General features: G+C 64.9%; 17 protein-coding genes. 12 read left to right on the top strand and 5 right to left on the bottom strand.

The features are described 5' to 3' along the window. Positions 1 to 18 precede the first annotated feature (18 nt). Both M2432_RS12990 and M2432_RS12985 read right to left on the bottom strand, forming a co-directional pair. Positions 19 to 834, bottom strand: a complete 816-nt coding sequence (locus tag M2432_RS12990; protein WP_280827222.1) for a thioesterase family protein — start codon at positions 832 to 834, stop codon at positions 19 to 21. Between the two features lie 10 nt (positions 835 to 844). Beyond that, positions 845 to 1699 carry an SMP-30/gluconolactonase/LRE family protein gene (locus M2432_RS12985; protein ID WP_280827221.1) on the bottom strand — a complete coding sequence of 285 codons (855 nt, stop codon included), beginning with the start codon at positions 1697 to 1699 and terminating at the stop codon, positions 845 to 847. A gap of 75 nt (positions 1700 to 1774) precedes the next feature. Here M2432_RS12985 and M2432_RS12980 point away from each other — a divergent pair, with 75 nt between their 5' ends. From M2432_RS12980 to M2432_RS12950, 7 genes are read left to right on the top strand one after another with little or no spacing between them, the layout of a single operon-like run. Continuing rightward, positions 1775 to 2479, top strand: a complete 705-nt coding sequence (locus tag M2432_RS12980; protein WP_280827220.1) for an NIPSNAP family protein — start codon at positions 1775 to 1777, stop codon at positions 2477 to 2479. Further along, positions 2476 to 3705: a cytochrome P450 gene (locus M2432_RS12975; protein ID WP_280827219.1), complete on the top strand. Its 1230-nt coding sequence runs from the start codon at positions 2476 to 2478 to the stop codon at positions 3703 to 3705. The genes M2432_RS12980 and M2432_RS12975 overlap by 4 nt, the downstream gene beginning before the upstream one ends. Before the next feature lie 3 nt (positions 3706 to 3708). Beyond that, positions 3709 to 4677: a zinc-binding dehydrogenase gene (locus tag M2432_RS12970; RefSeq protein ID WP_280827218.1), complete on the top strand. Its 969-nt coding sequence runs from the start codon at positions 3709 to 3711 to the stop codon at positions 4675 to 4677. Then, positions 4674 to 5462 carry an aldolase/citrate lyase family protein gene (locus M2432_RS12965; protein WP_280827217.1) on the top strand — a complete coding sequence of 263 codons (789 nt, stop codon included), beginning with the start codon at positions 4674 to 4676 and terminating at the stop codon, positions 5460 to 5462. Before M2432_RS12970 ends, M2432_RS12965 begins: the two co-directional genes overlap by 4 nt. Before the next feature lie 2 nt (positions 5463 to 5464). Next, positions 5465 to 5860: a nuclear transport factor 2 family protein gene (locus tag M2432_RS12960; RefSeq protein WP_280827216.1), complete on the top strand. Its 396-nt coding sequence runs from the start codon at positions 5465 to 5467 to the stop codon at positions 5858 to 5860. Further along, positions 5857 to 6579, top strand: a complete 723-nt coding sequence (locus M2432_RS12955) for an SDR family oxidoreductase (protein ID WP_280827215.1) — start codon at positions 5857 to 5859, stop codon at positions 6577 to 6579. Before M2432_RS12960 ends, M2432_RS12955 begins: the two co-directional genes overlap by 4 nt. Then, positions 6576 to 7493, top strand: coding sequence for an alpha/beta hydrolase (locus M2432_RS12950; protein ID WP_280827214.1), 918 nt, complete (start codon positions 6576 to 6578; stop codon positions 7491 to 7493). Before M2432_RS12955 ends, M2432_RS12950 begins: the two co-directional genes overlap by 4 nt. Here the strand turns inward: M2432_RS12950 and M2432_RS12945 are convergent. Beyond that, positions 7470 to 7949 (bottom strand): SRPBCC family protein, encoded by a 480-nt coding sequence (locus M2432_RS12945; protein ID WP_280827213.1) that lies wholly within the window; start codon positions 7947 to 7949, stop codon positions 7470 to 7472. The two genes, M2432_RS12950 and M2432_RS12945, sit on opposite strands and share 24 nt — an antisense overlap. 84 nt (positions 7950 to 8033) lie before the next feature. Here M2432_RS12945 and M2432_RS12940 point away from each other — a divergent pair, with 84 nt between their 5' ends. Beyond that, positions 8034 to 9197, top strand: coding sequence for an acyl-CoA dehydrogenase family protein (locus M2432_RS12940; RefSeq protein WP_280827212.1), 1164 nt, complete (start codon positions 8034 to 8036; stop codon positions 9195 to 9197). Positions 9198 to 9203: 6 nt separating this feature from the next. On the opposite strand, the gene M2432_RS12935 is transcribed toward M2432_RS12940, so the two are convergent. Continuing rightward, the gene (locus M2432_RS12935) at positions 9204 to 9908 is read right to left on the bottom strand and encodes a DUF427 domain-containing protein (protein WP_280827211.1); all 705 of its coding nucleotides are present in this window, start codon (positions 9906 to 9908) and stop codon (positions 9204 to 9206) included. Between the two features lie 203 nt (positions 9909 to 10111). Here M2432_RS12935 and M2432_RS12930 point away from each other — a divergent pair, with 203 nt between their 5' ends. After that, positions 10112 to 10708, top strand: coding sequence for a hypothetical protein (locus M2432_RS12930; RefSeq protein WP_280827210.1), 597 nt, complete (start codon positions 10112 to 10114; stop codon positions 10706 to 10708). A gap of 59 nt (positions 10709 to 10767) precedes the next feature. Here M2432_RS12930 and M2432_RS12925 read toward each other — a convergent pair whose 3' ends face one another. Further along, complete coding sequence (locus tag M2432_RS12925; RefSeq protein ID WP_280827209.1) at positions 10768 to 11022, bottom strand: DUF2631 domain-containing protein; 255 nt, start codon at positions 11020 to 11022, stop codon at positions 10768 to 10770. 182 nt (positions 11023 to 11204) lie between these two features. Between M2432_RS12925 and dxr the strand changes: the two genes are divergently transcribed. The 3 genes from dxr to ispG are packed head-to-tail and all read left to right on the top strand — an operon-like array spanning position 11205 to position 14794. After that, complete coding sequence (dxr, locus tag M2432_RS12920; RefSeq protein WP_280827208.1) at positions 11205 to 12362, top strand: 1-deoxy-D-xylulose-5-phosphate reductoisomerase; 1158 nt, start codon at positions 11205 to 11207, stop codon at positions 12360 to 12362. Beyond that, on the top strand, positions 12359 to 13591 hold the full coding sequence (locus tag M2432_RS12915; protein ID WP_280827207.1) for a M50 family metallopeptidase: 1233 nt from the start codon (positions 12359 to 12361) through the stop codon (positions 13589 to 13591). Before dxr ends, M2432_RS12915 begins: the two co-directional genes overlap by 4 nt. Positions 13592 to 13600: 9 nt before the next feature. After that, on the top strand, positions 13601 to 14794 hold the full coding sequence (gene ispG / locus M2432_RS12910) for a flavodoxin-dependent (E)-4-hydroxy-3-methylbut-2-enyl-diphosphate synthase (protein WP_280827206.1): 1194 nt from the start codon (positions 13601 to 13603) through the stop codon (positions 14792 to 14794). The last annotated feature ends 44 nt before the right edge of the window (positions 14795 to 14838 follow it).

The following is a 14838-nucleotide window of genomic DNA, read 5'->3' as shown; positions in this document are numbered from 1 at the left end:
CGACTTCAGGTACAGAAGTTACTTGGGCGGTCGGGGCCGTACCAATACCGACTGCTGAATGTGGGCCACCGCACCGGTCTGGTCGAACAGGGTGCCCACAGTGGTGCCGATTCCGTCCGGCCCGTAACTGGTGTCGGCGCGAATGCCGATCCACTCGCCGTCGGGCACCCGATGGATGTGCACCACCAGATCGGTGTTCAGGAACGTGTACTTACGGATGTCGATCTTGGAGCCGATGCCGTTGGCGTCGTCGGCCACTGCGAACAACCGCTGAAGTGGCGTCATCGGCTCACCCTTGACCAGGTCCACAGTTGGGCTCAGCCAGGATTCGCCGGGGCCGGGCGCCAGTGGCACGGTGAGCCACCGCCAGTCGATGCTGTGCACGTAGTTGGGCTGCCAGTTTTTGGCCATATCCCGGCTTTTCGCGTTCTCCAACGGCGGCAGCGGAGCATCGGGATCGACTGCGACTGCGCTGGTGTCCAGCTGCAACATGCGCCAACCACTGGCTCGCGCAACAACTCTGGGCTCGCCGTGCGGCCCGGGGGCCAACATCTCGGCGCTGACCAACTCGATCTGCTTGCCCGGCCGCTCCAGCTGCGCGCGCACCCACAGATCGCCGTCGGACGGCACGCCGCCCATCAGGTCGATGGCGACCCGGCTCAGCCGAGTGTCGGTGCGCTGTTCGCAGTCCTCCAGCGCCCGCACCAGCAACGCCGATACCGGTGCGGCGTGCTGGATGTCCGCAGACCAGGTGCTGCGCACCATGTCGGTGGCGCGGAACTTCTCGCCGATCGGGTCGGCGGCGTCCAGCAATTCGTAATACGAGTCAGACATGTGTGCCTTGTCAGTGATGGTGGTGTTCGAATTCGCCGGGCGCGGGCACTTCGACCAGCAACGCCTCGACAGTGGACAGATTGGTGCCGGCCATCCGCTCCGGATAGCAGTCGTGGGTGGTGACCAGAAACAGGGTGCGGCCCTCAGCGCCGCCCAGCGCGCACGCGATGGCCATCCGCTCACCGATGTCGACGCGATCGGTTACCGTTCCACCATCGGTGATGCGCTGGAACTGGTGCGCCAGCGTCATCGCCACCCATACCGCACCCTGCGAATCGATGGCGATGCCGTCCGGTGGTCCGCCCAGACCCTCGGCGAACACCCTCCGACCGGAGAGCGAACCATCCGCGTCGATGGTGAACGCGCTCAGTCGTCGGCTGGTCGACTCGGCGACGATCAACGTGCCGCCATTAGGGGTGATCGCCATGCCGTTGGGGAAATCCAGGTCCTCGGCGACCACTCGAACCGAATTGTCGGTGTCGATCAGCACCACGACGCCATCGCCGCGGGACTGTGATCCCACATAGGCGCGTCCGGTGTCGTCGACCACCATGTCACCCAGATCGGCCGGTACCAACGCGCTCAGATCGGCCAGCAGCTCCACGGCTTCACCGTCGTATCGCAGCACCTGCCGGGCCTGTGTGGACACGATCAGCAGGGTGCCGTCGGGCCGAAAACCCAAGCCGGACGGGCAATGTCCCGGAACCGGCAGCGTCGTGGTGGCGCCGCCCAAGTTAACGGTGTGTACCGCCTCGCCGAGCATGTCGGAGAACCACAACAGACCTTCGAACCAGCGGGGGCCTTCGCCGAAGCAGAAGCCCCCTGCCAGTTGGGTTGTCTGCAGCGGGTCGGCTCCGACGCTCACCGCCGCGTACCTTTACAAATCACGCCTTGAGTGTCACGCTCACGAGGTGCGACTGTCAACTACCGGGGCCGTGTCATGAAGAAGTTCTACGGGCACACGCTGATGTATCTGCACGAGACCATTGATCTGGGAAGTGGCACGGTCGAGTCGTTTCTGCCGCTATTCAGTGAGGTCTATAAGCCGATCATGGAGGACCTCGGCGCGCGGCTCTTCGCGATGTGGGAGACTACCCGCTACAACGGGCACTGGCCGCAGGTCACCGTCATCTGGGAGATCGATGCGTTCGCGGACTATGCCCGGATCGGCAGGGCCCAGGGTCGCGGCGGCAGCCATGAGCGCCCTGCCACGCAGTGGAATGAGTTCCTCGCCTCGACCGGGGCTCGCGGTGAAGGTCGAATCATGTACGCGGGCAAGTACAACCGGACCCTGGCGCAGTTGCAGGAAGCCAATTTCGGTGCCGGACTGGTGATCCAGGAGATCATGGAGACCAAGCCGGGCAAGCAGGACGACTACATCCGCGAACTCGAGCGGTTGTACGTGCCGTGGTCGGAGTCGACCGGAAAGCGCTGGCTCGGCTCGTTCATCACCACTTTCCGGTTCAACGAGGTGATCCACTATTGGGCTCTTGATGGGGACTGGGACTGCTTTGAGAACCATTACCCGTCCTGGAAGGGCAACCCACCAGCGGAGATCGTCACCTGGATGAGCATGGCCCCGGCGTTGCGTGACGGCTGGGAAGACTCCATCATGTCCGCCCTGCCCCCATCGCCGCTGCAATGAACAGCACTGTGATGCAAGACTTCTCCTATGATCCGTTCGATCTCGCGGTGATGGCGGACCCGCATCCGTACTACCGGGTGCTGCGTGATGAGCATCCGGTGTACTACGTCGAGAAGTGGGACACCTACGCGCTGTCCCGGTTCGACGACATCTGGAATGTGCTGGAGATCAACGACGGAACGTTTGTGGCCTCGGAGGGCACCCTGCCCGCGGCGGGTGTGCTCGCCGTCCACCACAACGGTGCGGTGCCCGATCCGGCCTTACACCCCATGCCGTTCCACGCGAACTTCGACTCACCGATCTACGAGGATGTACGTAAGTGCACCGCTGGCCAGTTCCGGCCCCGGTCGGTGAACCAGCTCGCTGATCGCATCCGGCAATTGGCCAACGAACGGCTCGATGTGCTGCTGCCACAAGGCACTTTCGACCTGACGCAGGACTACGGCGGCATCGTGGCGGCTTCGGTGGTCTGCGAGTTGCTGGGCTTGCCAAGCGAACTGGCCCCCGAGGTGCTGGCCACCGTCAACGCCGGCAGCCTGGCTGAACCGGGCAGCGGAGTGGAGGTCGGCAACGCCCGACCCGGTTATCTGGAATACCTCACTCCCTTGGTCAGCGAGCGGCGTGCCGGAGCGCGCGAGGGCAATCTGCAGATCGTCGATGCATTGCTCGGGTACCGGTTGCCCGACGGGTCTCCGTTCACGGACATGGAAGCCGCCGTGCAACTGCTGGGTGTGTTCATCGGCGGCACCGAGACCGTGCCGAAGATTGTCGCCCATGGGCTGTGGGAGTTGCTGCGCCATCCCGAGCAACTCGCCGTCGTGCGAGCCGATCTGGAGACCACGGTCCCGGTGGCCCGGGAAGAGATGATCCGGTATTGCGCACCCGCCCAGTGGTTCGCCCGAACCGTGCGGCGCCCGTTCACCATTCACGGCACCACCATCAACCCGGGCCAGCGGATCATGACGCTGCTGGGCTCGGCCAGCCGGGACGAACGTGAGTACGCCGATCCGGAACACTTCGTCTGGAATAGGCAGATCCAACGTCTGCTGGCCTTCGGCCGTGGACAGCACTTCTGCCTGGGCGTGCATCTGGCGAGGCTCGAGATCACAATCATGGTCACCGAATGGCTCAAACGGGCGGGGGATTATCACATCGATGCAGCTACCGCATCGCGTCCACCGTCGAGCTTCCAGTGGGGCTACAACAACATTCAGGTGGAGGTGTAGGCCGTGTGGTGCTATCGCCTGATTGCGCCGTACACCTTTGAGCGCATTGAGATTCCGGAGCCCACCGCCGACGCCTTGGCCGAGGGACAGGTACTGCTCAAGCTCGGTGCAGCCGGTATCTGCGGCAGTGACATCCCGGGTTTCAAGGGCACCAAGGGCAAGTTGCCCGGCGACACGGGACCGTGCGCCGCGGAGATGAATGGCTTCCCGATCCACGAAATCGCCGGCAAGGTGCTGGCCAGCGCACATCCCGACCATCGGCCGGGCGACCACGTGGTCGGCTGGGCTTCGGGATTCGACGGGCTGATGGGCAAGGTGGTGGCCGACGGAAATGGTTTGGCCGCTTACGATCCGGCCCTGAGCCCGGAGTTGGCGGTGGGTCTGCAGCCGTTGGCCTGCGTGATGTATGCCGTCGAACAACTGCCGGACCTCACCGGCAAGAAGGTGGCCGTGATCGGGCTGGGCTCTATCGGGCTGCTGTTCGCCTATCTCGCGAAAGCCGGTGGGGCTGCCCACGTCACCGGAGTCGATCCGGTGGACCGGTCGTCGGTGGCGCCGGCGTTTGGGGTGGACACTGTGGTGCGTGCGACCAGCGACCGGTGGGTGAGCCAGTTGGATATCGCTGACAAAGCGGACGTGGTGATCGAGGCGGTGGGCCACCAGGTCGCGACGTTGAATCATGCGCTGGAGGCCGCGGCGTTCGGCGGCACGGTGTTCTACTTCGGGGTACCCGACGATGAAAGCTACCCGATGAGCATGCGGACCCTGTTGCGCAACAACTTGACGCTGAAATCCGGTGTGACACTGGACCGTCGGCGAGTCCTGTCAGCGGCGGTCGCTTTTGCCCGTGAGCATCCCGACCTGTTGCCGCGATACCTCACCCACACCTTCGCTGCCGATCAGTCCCAGGAAGCGTTCGAGTTGGCCAGCCGGCCCAACCCCGACCGCGTCAAGATCGCGATCACCGCATGAGCTCGCGTATGCAGGACGCGCTGTACACCAAGGAACGCATCTGGGGTGGGTGGGTAGTCGGGCCGACTGTCATGGGCCCAGAGGAGTTCGCCGCCGCGGGATACGACTACGTCGGGTTCGACCTGCAACACGGCTATCTCGACGACGCCGACGTGGCGCTGATGCTGCGCCGCCTGGAGCAGGTACCGATCGGGACCGCGGTGCGACTGCCGTCGGTGGATCAGGCACCGATCGGCCGAGTGCTCGACGCCGGTGCTGACGCGGTGATCATCGCGATGGTGGAGTCAGCCGAGCAGGCCGCCGCGGCGGTCGCGGCAACCCGTTACGCGCCGCAGGGGATTCGCAGTTTCGGGCCGTTGCGCGCTTCGCTGGGCCACGATATCGCTGCCCTGCAGGACCGGGTCAGCGTCTTCCCGATGATCGAGACAGTCAGGGGCGTCGAAGCACTTTCGGAAATCCTTGCAGTACCTGGGATTTCGGGCGTGTACGTCGGCCCGGCGGATTTGTCGGTATCGATGGGCCGCACCGTCGCCGATGCCTGGCGCGATCCCGCGGTACTGGACCAGATGAGCCGTATCGCCGCGGCCACCGCCGAGGCTGCACTGGTGCCCGCGGCCCATGCCGGATCAGGGACTATTGGCAACACCGCCGCAGCCTTGGGCTTCCGGATGCTGACGCTGGGATCGGAATCACAGGCGCTTCGTCGCGGTGCGACCGAACATCTCAGGGAGGCAACCGGTTCCGGTGCCAACAACAGCAATCAGGAGACGGGAGGTTACCGTTGAGCATGACCGACCACGACCACATCCGTGACCTGCTCGCCTCGTATGCGCTACTGCTGGACGCCGGCGACACCGATGCATGCGTGCAGCTGTTCACCGAGGACGGCGAGTTCGTGGTGTACGGCGCGACGCAGCGCGGGCACGACGACATCGGCGCGATGTTCAAGCGCGCTCCACGCGGTATGCATCTGACCGGGGTGTCGCGCATCGACGTCACCGGAGACACCGCCACTGCGCGAGCCCAGGTGCTCTTCGTCAACGCGGCCACCCATGGCATGCGCCTGGCGCTGTACGACGACGACCTGGTGCGGAATGACAGGCAGTGGCGGTTCCGCCTGCGGCGATGCCAATTCATCACCGAAACAGGACTTTCCGACACACCACAGGAGCTGGCCCAGTGACCGGTGGGGTCGCTCTGGTGACCGGAGCCGCGCGGGGGCAGGGCGCGGCGATCGTTGCTCGGTTGCGCCGTGACGGTTTCCAGATCGCGGCGGGTGACCTGTTGACCGAGGAATTGGCCACAGCTTCAGCCGATGACACCGGCATCCTGCCCCTCACGCTGGACGTGACGTCGGAAGAGCAGTGGCGCGATGCAGTGCGACTGACTGTCGAACGTTTCGGTGGCTTGACCACCCTGGTCAACAATGCCGGTGTGCTGCACCGGGCTTCGCTGAGTAAGGAGACCGCGGCGGGATTCGAGGGCAGTTGGCGGGTCAACTGTCTCGGGCCGTTCCTCGGTATCCAGGCGTGCCTGCCGCACCTGCGAGCGGCTGAGGGCGCGGCGATCGTGAACACATGTAGTACCGGTGCGGTGCGGCCGTTCCCGAACCATGCCGCCTACGGCTCGTCGAAGTGGGCGTTGCGTGGACTGACCCAGTCCGCTGCGGCCGAATTGGCCTCGTCCAAGATTCGCGTCAATGCGGTGTTCCCGGGGCCTGTGCACACCCCGATGCTCGACGACGTCACGCAGGCCCGGCTGGCCGAGCGTTCCATGATGGGCCGCTTGGGCCTGCCGTCCGAGATTGCTGACGCTGTCGCATTTCTGGTGTCCGACGAGGCTTCCTTCATCACAGGCTCCGAGCTGGTGGTCGACGGCGGCCAGTGCCTGCAGATCGGATGAGCATCATCGAGCGGCTGGACCCCGCGCTGCGGCATCTGGCCGCCGCTCGAGTCGACCTGGCGACCGAAACCCTTGTGCAGACCCGCGAATCGCTCGATGAGCGCCGCAGGGTGGCCGCGGCCGAGGTTGACCTGACCGGGGTGGACGTCGCCGATGTCGGGGTGCCGGCGGACGCCCAGGAAGTACCGATCCGCATTTACCGGGCGGGTGGCGCACCAGCTCCGGCCGTATTGTTCTGCCACTCAGGGGCCTTCGTATTGGGAAACCTGGACACCGATCACCGCTGGTGCGCCGAGTTGTCGCGGACCGTCGGCTGCACGGTGATATCGGTGGATTACCGGCTGGCCCCCGAGCATCCTTACCCGGCCGCATTCGACGATGTGTCGGCGGTGTTGCAGTGGGTCGCCGATGGCGCGCTGGGCATAGACCCGCGGCGTATTGCAGTGGCGGGCAACAGTGCCGGCGGTGCGTTGGCGGCGTCGCTGGCTCAGTCGTCGGCGGCCGGAGAGCTGCCGCCGGTGGTGTTTCAGATGCTGCACCAACCTGTGCTCGACGACCGGATGACCCCATCCAAGGACGAGTTCGCAGACACTCCCGGATTCGACGGACCGGCGGTTGCCTTGATGTGGCAGCACTATCGGGCCGAGGCCGCTGTGCCTCCGGAGGCGGTACCCGGTCGGGCCGATGAATTGGCCGGTGTGGCACCGGCTTTGATCACCTGCTCGGAACTGGACCCGCTACGGGACGAAGCCGTCGACTACGCCCTGCGGTTGATGTGGGCCGGTGTTTCCACAGAACTACATGTGTATCCGGGCACCTGCCACGGGTTTGATTCTTTCCTGCCGGACTGGCAGATCAGCCGCGAGCTGTTTGCCTTGCAGGCCAACACCTTACGGCGTGTCCTCGGCAGCTAGTTCGCGCGCGATGGCGGCGTGGTAACGATCGATGTTGGCCGGGTTGACGATCCGGAAGAAGCCGTCGGGCATCGGAGCGTGCTTGGGTGCCTCGATGGTCATGGTGCGGGTGAACAGCGTGATGTCCTCGGCGGGCTGGGTGAAGTGGTACTGCACGGTGATCCGGCCTTCCATGCCGCCGTTGCCCTCGCGGTCATGACCCAGCCGGCCGACGGACGTGAACATCCACAGCCGAGGCCGGTAGGCCATGGCCAGATGCCACGTGAAGATGCGATCGCCGTCGGGCCCACCCTCTTCCCAGGTGTCGCCGACCTTCAGCGGCAGCTCGTGGAGCTTGCCGATGTAATTGCTGCCGGGATAGGTCTTGGTCCAGTTGGCGGGATTGGTGACGAAGTCGTAGATGGTCTCGGGCGCATTCTGAAATGCGGTCTCCGAACTGGTCGTCACAACACCCACAACTGGCCCTCCGTTACATTTTTGCTTGCAGATGTAATGCTATCCGATGCTTTACAAATTCGGAAGCAAATGTAAGTTGGTGTGATGGACTTCTCCCGCGTCGCGCTGTCCGCGGACGATCAGGCATTCGAGGCCGAGCTACGGGCGTTTCTGGCGCGCGTGGTCACTGACGAAGTGTTGGAGCGCGACCGGGCTACCGGCGAGAACTTCGATGAGGCAGTGCATTTGGCGCTAGGCAATGCCGGCTATCTGCGCCGGGACTACCTGCCTGCCGAGCGGGGCGGGTTCACCGCGGTGCAGCGCCGGATTTGGGATTTCGAGATCGGCCGGGCGCACACCCCGTGGTTCCACTGGGGGACGACGGCCATGGTCGCCAAGACCGTCGAACGATTCGCTTCCGCGGAACTGTGTGACGAGGTGCTGCCCGGGGTGCTATCGGGCCGGTTGCGGCTGTGCCTGGGCTACACCGAGCCCGAGGGTGGCTCGGACGTGGCGACCTGCAAGACCCGCGCGACGCGTGACGGCGACGACTGGATCATCAACGGGTCCAAGATGTTCACCTCGAACGCGCAGAACGCGCAGTATGTCTTTCTGGTAACCAACTCTGCGCCGGATGCCCCAAAGCACAAGAGCCTCACCATGTTCTTGGTGCCGCTGGACCGGCCGGGGGTCGAGATCCAGGGCATCCACACCGTCGACGGTGACCGCACCAACATCACCTACTACAGCGATGTCCGGGTCGAGGACCGCTACCGCGTCGGCGGGGTCAACGGCGGTTGGGCAGTGCTCCGCGGAGCGCTGGACGCCGAGCACGGTACCGGTGAACGCGAAGCCGACGGTCTGGACAAGATCGCGGTGATGACCGAGCACCTGCTCCTACTCGGCGAGGCGGTGGACGGTGCTGCGGCTCGGGTTCCGCGCCGCGATGACACGCTGTACCGGCTGGGCCGTGGCGTCGCCCGGATGGAGGCGGCTGCCAGTACTTCGGGAATGTATGGCCGAGTGGCAATCGCGCAGACCATGCGCGACGTGGCACCCGAACTGATGGACATCCTCGGGACCGGCGCATCGCTGCCCGTCGGCGCTACCGGCGCCACAGACCAGGGAGGAGCCGAGTACATCTTCCGGCTGGCCGGGCCCACCGGAATCTACGGCGGCACTCTGGAGGTCTTCCGGAACATGATCGCCCAGGGTGCCCTGGGACTTGGCCGGCCGAACTATTCACCGCCTAAACAGGCTGTGGGGTAAGGCCTTTCAGAGTTGGCATCCGCACGATCCGGCGCCGGTGTCCGGTAGTTCGGCGATCAGCTGCACCCGCGACGCGTCGAAACTGAAATACCCTTTGATCGGTAGGGATTCGGGCAGCGGATTGTCGTAGGTCCATGCCACGTCATCGACGACCGTGCCGTCCACGTCGACTGACCAGTAGGTGGCATCACCCTTGTAGTTGCAGTAGCTGCTGGTCTGTGACGGTCGAAGCAGGTTCGTTGCCACATGTTTCGGTGCCACGTACAGCCTTGGCGCCAACGAGGTTTCGAAGACGATGGTGGTGTCGTCGGTGTCGACGAGAGTCACTTCGCCCACGCTGACGGTCAGACGCCGCCGGGTCGGACGGCAGTCGACCCGGTGGTACGGGTTGGGCGGGTAGTGCACCAACTGCCGCCCCTCCTCGGTCCAGGTGTCCACAGCATCCCAGGGCACGCTGACGTAACCGGGTGCTTCGGCTATGGGTGCAGTGGGCAGATCCACCGTCGTCCCGACTGGAAATGCGTAACTCAACGGATGACCATCGCGGTGCACCATGAGGGCATCTTCGGTGTCGATCACCGTCACCCCGTCGCGAAATGCCTGAATGCGCCTGGGATGTGGCTCGATGTAGACGACGCTGTCGGGAACATCCGGGGTGAACCAACCGGCTCGGTCGCTGCCGAATGGGCCGCGGCCGGCAACCAGACTCATGGTCGATCCTCTCCGTTGGTGGTCAAACTCAAGCTTTACAGATTCGATTAGAAATGTCACGCTGTGAACTAGGTCGCGTCACACCGATCGGGCTGGGTGTCGACGGGCATGACGCCAGCACTGCGGTCCCAATAAGTAAATGGTGAGGCAGTTGGCGGCTATTGGGGTTATCGGTATGTGCCCGTACGGAAGGAAGTGACACCATGACCGCACACACCTCCGATATCGACAGCCAAGTGGTTGGCGATGACCGCCGCGGTGTAGGGGTGAGGCATTCTGCCGCAAGCCTTTTGGAGTACGACCTGACGGTCATTGCCCGCACTGGAGAGGACACCGTGCGCGCTGCCGGTGGCTGGTTGTGCGACCGGGTGCGGGCGGGCTGGAAGGTGAGCGTGCTGCTCACCGATTCCGATGAGGTGCTTCCGTTGCACGTGCTGGGGGTGCGTACCGTGCCCGCGGGAACCGATCCGATCACGTTGGTGCAGTCCAACCCGGCAGCGTTGGCGATCCCGGCCGATCTGCTGGACTCCGACAAGTCCCTGCGCGCCAGTGTGGTGCGGGCCGCCGAGCGGGGTGCCATGGAATTGACGGTCTGGGGCTGGGCGCCTGCGCAGCAGGGTGCGCTGGCGGGCAGGATCGCGCCGATGCGCCACCAGATGAGCGGGGCGGCCAAGGCGTTCAAGTCGCAAGCGCTGGTGGCTGCTGGATCCCCTTGTGTTGCGGTTGATTTGGCAGAGGAGTTCTACAGCTGCGCGCTGTGGTATCCGGCCGAGGGACCAGATTTGAGCCCGGTCGGCTGAGACGTACAAAAAAACCGGCACCTCCAGTTGGGGGTGCCGGTTCTTCGTTGTTTGGGGGGCTAGCGAATCCAGCCGCGGCGGCGCAGCCACCAGCTGCGGATGACGATCACGAAGATCAGAATGGCGAACCCGATGAGCCACGCGTCCTCGACGTGGCCGACATGGTTGCCGCGCAGCATGAGCAGCAAGAACAGGGCCGAGAGAATGCCGCCGATCTGAATCACCAGGTAATTCATCTTCGACCAGCCCCATTCGGCGGACGGTACGTCCTCGACATCGACGCCGGTGTGTCGCTCGACCTCGGTGGTGGCCACGGCTTCTCCTTAGTGATCCGGTGGATTGCGGTCATTCTCGCATACGACGTTCGGTCGTAGGTCGGGTGTCAACCGATGGTGGTGTGGTGCGAACGCGCAGTGCGCGGATTCATCGGAAGAAGGACTCGGGGTTAGCCCCGGTAGTGGCTGAACCGATTAGGCGAAGGCGGCACAATAGAGGGGTGAGTGAGCGGCTGCGCGTCCTGATCCTGGGCAGTACCGGGTCGATCGGTACCCAGGCCCTGGAGGTGATCGCCGCCAACCCCGACCGGTTTGAGGTGGTTGGCCTGGCGGCCGGCGGCGGTAACGCCGAATTGCTGGCCGCCCAACGCGCCGAGACGGGCGTGACCAACGTTGCAGTCGCCGACGCGGCAGCGGCCCAGAAAATCGGGGCGCCTTACGCCGGGCCGGATGCGGCAACTCGGCTGGTCCAGGACACCGATGCCGACGTCGTGCTCAATGCGCTGGTCGGAGCCCTCGGCCTGAAACCGACGCTGGCCGCCCTGGAATCTGGCGCCAGGTTGGCATTGGCGAACAAAGAGTCCCTGGTCGCAGGCGGGCCGCTGGTGCTCAAGGCGGCACAGCCCGGGCAGATCGTGCCAGTGGACTCGGAGCACTCGGCGCTCGCCCAGTGCCTGCGCGGCGGAACCGGCGACGAGGTTGCCAAGCTGGTGCTGACCGCCTCGGGCGGCCCGTTCCGTGGCTGGTCGACCCTCGATCTGGAAGACGTCACCCCTGAGCAGGCCGGCGCCCATCCCACCTGGTCGATGGGGCCGATGAACACCCTGAACTCGGCGTCTCTGGTGAACAAAGGCCTCGAGCTCATCGAGACCCACCTGCTGTTCGGCATCGATTACGACCGCATCGAGGTGGTGGTGCACCCGCAATCCATCGTGCACTCGATGGTCACCTTCACCGACGGGTCCACGCTGGCGCAGGCCAGCCCGCCGGACATGAAGTTGCCCATCGCGTTGGCCCTTGGTTGGCCGGCCCGGGTGCCCGGCGCAGCGGCAGCGTGCGACTGGACCACCGCTTCTACCTGGGAATTCGAGCCGCTCGACGACGACGTGTTCCCGGCTGTGCGGTTGGCTCGAGAGGCCGGGACACGAGGCGGTTGCCTCACTGCGGTGTACAACGCCGCCAACGAGGAAGCCGCTGATGCGTTCTTAAAGGGCCGTATCCAGTTCCCGGCGATCGTGCGAACCGTCACCCATGTGCTGGGCGCTGCAGATCAGTGGGCCGCTGAACCGGCTACCGTGGAAGATGTACTGGATGCGCAGGACTGGGCCCGGGACCGGGCACGGCGCACCATCACACAGGAGGTAGTGCCCGCCCGATGATGTTTGTGATCGGCGTACTCGCATTTGCGGTGTGCATTCTGGTGTCGGTGGCGCTGCATGAGTGCGGCCACATGTGGATGGCCCGGGCCACGGGGATGAAGGTGCGTCGCTACTTCGTGGGCTTCGGGCCGACGCTGTGGTCCACCCGCCGGCCCAACCGCCTCGGCTCGACCGAATACGGCCTCAAGGCCGTGCCGTTGGGCGGGTTCTGCGACATTGCCGGCATGACCTCGATCGATGAGATCGACCCCGCGGACCTTCCCTACGCGATGTACCGCCAGAAGGTGTGGAAGCGGGTCGCGGTGCTGTTCGCCGGCCCGGCCATGAACTTCGTCGTCGGCCTTATCCTGATCTACGGCATCGCGATGGCCTTCGGCCTGCCCAGCCTGCACCCGCCGGCCGCGGTCATCGGCCAAACCGCTTGTGTAGCACCGCAAGTCACCCACACCGGGAACGACCCGTTCGGTCCGTGCCCCCATCCCGGCGCCGGTCCGGCCGCAGCTGCCGGTCTGAAGTCCGGCGACACCGTCACCAAGGTCGGCGATACGCCGGTGACCACCTTTGAGGACATGGCCGCCGCCATCCGCAAGCTCGATGGCCCGGTGCAGGTCACCTATCGGCGGGGTGGTCAGACGTCCACCACCACCGTGAACGTCGAACAGACACAACGCTTTACCAGCAAGGACTCGGCGACGGCGGCCAACGTCGGGGCCATCGGCGTCACTGCCGCCGAGGCGCCCGGCCTGACCCGCTACAGCCCCGTCTCGGCGGTGCCGGCGACGTTCCGCTTCACCGGTGATCTGTCCGTGGCGCTGGCCAAGTCGCTGGCCAAGATTCCCAGCAAGTTCGGCGCGCTGGTGCATTCGATCGCCGGCGGCGAGCGGGACAAGGAAACCCCGATCAGTGTGGTGGGGGCCAGCATCATCGGCGGCGACGCCGTCGACCACGGAATGTGGGTGCTGTTCTGGTTCTTCCTGGCTCAGCTGAACTTTGTGCTGGGCGCAGTGAACCTGATTCCGCTGCTGCCTCTGGACGGCGGCCACATCGCCGTCGCGACATTCGAGAAGTTGCGCAACATGATTCGGGCGGCCCGCGGCAAAGTCGCCGCAGCCCCGGTGAACTACATCAAACTCATGCCCGCCACCTACCTGGTCCTGGCGGTCATGGGTGTGTACATGCTGCTCACTGTGACCGCCGACCTGGTCAATCCGATCAAAATCTTCCAATAGGAGACAGCGATGTCCGTAGGTTTGGGAATCCCGGGTGTGGGTTCGAGCCCGGAAGAGGGGCAGCCGGCCGTGGCGACGCTGGCCCCGCGCCGGCAGACCCGTCAGCTCATGGTGCGCGACGTCGGCGTCGGCAGTGACTACCCGATTGCGGTGCAGTCGATGTGCACCACCAAGACGCACGACGTCAACTCCACGCTGCAGCAGATCGCCGAGCTGACCGCGGCCGGCTGCGACATCGTCCGGGTGGCCTGTCCGCGTCAGGAAGACGCCGACGCGCTCGCTGAAATCGCCCGGCACAGCCAGATCCCGGTGATCGCCGATATTCACTTCCAGCCCAAGTACATCTTCGCGGCCATTGATGCCGGATGTGCCGCGGTGCGCGTCAACCCGGGCAACATCAAGGAGTTCGACGGTCGGGTCAAGGAGGTCGCCAAGGCCGCCGGAGACGCCGGCATTCCGATCCGGATCGGGGTCAACGCCGGCTCACTGGACAAGCGGTTCATGGACAAATACGGCAAGGCCACCCCGGAGGCGCTCGTCGAGTCGGCGCTGTGGGAAGCCAGCCTGTTCGAGGAACACGGCTTCGGCGACATCAAGATCAGCGTCAAGCACAACGACCCCGTGATCATGGTCGAGGCGTACGAGCAGCTGGCCGCGCAGTGCGATTACCCGCTGCATCTCGGCGTCACCGAGGCCGGTCCGGCGTTCCAGGGCACCATCAAGTCCGCAGTCGCATTCGGGGCTCTGCTGTCGCGGGGTATCGGGGACACAATCCGGGTCTCGTTGTCGGCTCCGCCGGTCGAAGAAGTCAAGGTCGGCACCCAGATCCTCGAATCCCTCAACCTGCGGCCGCGTGGTCTGGAGATCGTGTCCTGCCCGTCGTGCGGCCGGGCCCAGGTCGATGTCTACCGGTTGGCCAACGAGGTTTCGGCCGGACTGGACGGCTTGGATGTGCCGCTGCGGGTCGCGGTCATGGGCTGCGTCGTGAACGGACCAGGCGAGGCGCGCGAGGCCGACCTGGGTGTGGCATCCGGAAATGGCAAGGGGCAGATATTCGTTCGCGGCGAGGTCATCAAGACCGTGCCCGAATCGAAGATCGTCGAGACCCTGATAGAGGAAGCCATGCGGATCGCCGCGGAGCAGTCCGCCGATCAAGACTCGCGAGGTACAACGGCGGGATCACCCGTTGTGACCGTAAGCTGAACACGGCCTTGTGATCATGGTCACCACACGAGTCCCCATCAGGT

Source organism: Mycobacterium sp. OTB74, from assembly GCF_029892685.1.
Taxonomy (GTDB): Bacteria; Actinomycetota; Actinomycetes; order Mycobacteriales; family Mycobacteriaceae; genus Mycobacterium.
Note: the sequence above shows the minus strand (reverse complement) of the source record. Positions and strands in the feature narration are given on the sequence as shown.